Origin of the sequence: Corynebacterium sp. HMSC074C11 (genome assembly GCF_001809455.1) — a bacterium.
Taxonomy (GTDB): domain Bacteria; phylum Actinomycetota; class Actinomycetes; order Mycobacteriales; family Mycobacteriaceae; genus Corynebacterium; species Corynebacterium amycolatum.
In genome coordinates this window covers 1-1,711 of record NZ_KV797734.1, presented here as the reverse complement: position 1 = coordinate 1,711, position 1,711 = coordinate 1, and the positions used below count along the sequence as shown (strand labels likewise).

The window sequence follows — 1,711 nt, the reverse complement described above, 5'->3', positions numbered from 1 at the left end:
CACCCCGCTACGCACTCCGAAACCGGAAGAGCCGAATAAGGGTGTACTTCCAATATACGGGGTAGCGCACCTGTCTTGGATGCTTGATGTTAGTCCCTCTAGTTTGTCAACGCTTTTGGGGTCGGAGCGGGCTGTAAGGTCTGACTTAAGACGGAGAGGGTCTAGGCCTCGAGCCATCTACATTCCCGATAGTGAATACTTAGCTATTCTGAGAAAGATAAACCAACTGGTCTTTCTTCCTGCTGATGAGCGTCTCGATTTAGCTGCTTTTGGCTTTCGTCCGGGGTGTAGTCCATCGGATTGCATGGATAAACACAAGCATGGCAAATGGATGTTGAAACTAGATATACATGAGTTTTTCTCATCTATCAGCTTTTTTGATGTGAAACGTACATTTATCCGCGTTGGGCATAGTGAGACAGTCTCGGAGACGCTTGCGGAGATTTGTACTATTAATGAAAATGGTAGGCGAGTATTGCCTACAGGCTTTCCTACAAGTCCATATATTTCCAATTGGGTTCTTGCCAGTTTCGATAAGAGAATGAGGGCTTGGTGTGCGGAAAATAAGATTTATTACACACGTTATGTAGATGACTTATTTTTTAGCGGTACTGAAGCCGCTCCGAATAACATAATTGGTAGCATTCAGGGTCTCGTCGACTATCGTCTTGGCCTACATGGGTTGACGCTAAATTTAAAGAAAACACGATTTTATAGAGGGGACAGCGTATTTAAAGGCCTTGGTGTAGAACTTCACCCAAGTCGTGATGAGCTGGTCGGTGCCGGTCGATATATGTTGCCAAGTCGGAGAATGAGGGCACATATTGAGAACCAAACCAGATGTATAAAAAAGTTTGGTGTAGAAACGGCGTCGAGGCATTGGTGTGAAAGGTCTGGTATTGACCGTGGTTTAGGGATTCCTGAATACCGCTATGTGCAGCATCTTGCTGGAGCGTTATCTTATATAAAGAATATCAATAAAGCTTATGGTAATGACCTTGAAAATGAATTGCAAATTGCCCTTGGGGAGTCTGTGAGTTCCTATTTGTTGGGGCATCAGTCTATTTTTCCTAACTCTGTTTATTCCTCAAGTTATGATGTGCCGTCGGCTCGAAAGTTCGGCTCTAATTAATAGATGCATGTGATTGGCAGCTTTCGTTTCGTTGTTGGCTCACTTCTAATCATGGCGTTGTTGCCAACCATCGGCGAACTGGACAACATACATGCCACGTCGTTGGCTACTGATTAGTGCGCTAATGCTCATGCCCGGTTCTAATTCCCAGCGTTTGAAAACGGCATTGTCACCTGTAGGCTTCATGGTTATTGATTTTATGGGTAGCGATTCTCCCCGTAGGTAACCCCGCGCCAAACTCTCAGACTTCCGCTAGTCTGCCTGCATAACAATGATTTTTCATTTTCCAAAGAACCTTCGACAGGCCACAGTGTGTTGCTAGCGAGACTGCAGAAAGGTAAACCACATGCCACGGAAGCGGAAGAAACTGGTCGAGGACTTCGAAGAGCTACTCGAAGCCGGTGACATGGATGCGCTGAAGGCCGTCTATGACACTTGCGCGCTCGATGCGGTTTTCGGATACAACAAGGACACGGCACTCGCACTTCGGGACACCCCGTCAGAGCTCATGCGCTGGCTAATCGACCAGGGCCTCGACATAAACAGGCTCTTCCGGTTTCGGAGTGCGTAGCGGGGTGA

At 46.9% G+C, this 1,711-nt stretch carries 2 protein-coding genes; both read left to right on the top strand.

From position 1 onward, the window contains the following. A partial coding sequence (locus HMPREF2614_RS10905) for a reverse transcriptase family protein (RefSeq protein ID WP_210384473.1) occupies window positions 1-1,132 on the top strand: 1,132 nt, incomplete at its 5' end. Window positions 1,133-1,478: 346 nt separating this feature from the next. Further along, entirely contained in the window at window positions 1,479-1,703 is a 225-nt protein-coding gene (locus HMPREF2614_RS06465) for a hypothetical protein (protein WP_070560584.1), read from the top strand. The last annotated feature ends 8 nt before the right edge of the window (window positions 1,704-1,711 follow it).

Coding starts and splice junctions, on each gene's coding strand:
- HMPREF2614_RS06465 (WP_070560584.1), top strand. CDS start 1,479: ATGCCACGGAAGCGGAAGAAACTGGTCGAGGACTTCGAAGAGCTACTC.